General features: G+C 38.2%; 1 protein-coding gene. It reads left to right on the forward strand.

Features of this window, described 5'->3' with window-relative positions:
* Positions 1 to 258: 258 nt before the first annotated feature.
* Positions 259 to 920, forward strand: a 662-nt coding sequence (locus ACS8FD_RS17835) for a TetR/AcrR family transcriptional regulator (protein ID WP_439261682.1), incomplete at its 3' end; no start/stop codon positions are given.

A 920-nucleotide genomic window follows, 5' to 3' on the forward strand; every position in this document is an offset into this window, starting at 1 on the left:
ATTAAATTGCTGTAAAGTTAAGCTCACAACGAAATCCTTTTCTTTTTATACAAAAGTAGTATTACTTAAGTAGTTATTGCTTTAATATTACCTATTCTGCTTAAACCTGACCATTTGGTCAACTACTTTATGCGAAATACTTGTATTTATCTTACTATGTTCTATAAAAACTAAAAATTGTTCTATAAAAACCAACAATTCAACTCATTTGTTCACCAGAACATAGCTACTCAACAATAATACCTAATGGTTTAAAATATGGCTCATCAAAATCAAGAAAACATCTCATCCGCCTTTGAAGCATATACTCATCGTAGTCAACAAGATATACGCGCGCAAAATCAGGCACTGATTTTGTCAGCGGCTGAAGAGGAGTTTGTTCTACAAAGCTATCGCGGTGCCACCATGCAAGGTATCGCTGATCGAGCAGGGTTACCAAAAGCCAATATTCATTATTATTTTAAAAATAAAAAAAATCTGTACAAGGCTGTGCTGCATTCTATTATTCAAGAATGGAACGAGGGGCTGATTACCATGACAGTGGATAGTGATCCCAAAGTCGTTATCGAAAAGTTTGTACGTACCAAGCTGCATCAGGCATTTGCCAATCCAAACCGACATAAGCTGTTCGCGCTTGAGGTCATCGGCGGTGCACCGCACCTCCATGATTTTATGTCGACTACGATGAAAGAGTGGGCACTGGATAAAACGCAGGTAATGAAGACATGGCATGAACAAGGCAAAATAAGCGTTGTTGATCCATTACAATTGCTGATTCTGATTTGGGCGACAACTCAAAGGTATGCTGAATTTGAAACAGAAATCGTCGGTCTAATGGAGAAAAATGCTTATGATAAGCAAGATGAAGCACGAGCGGCTGAGTTTTTGGTACCGTTTATCTTGAAAGGCTGTGGTCTTTA

This window comes from Psychrobacter sp. 1U2, from assembly GCF_051847575.1.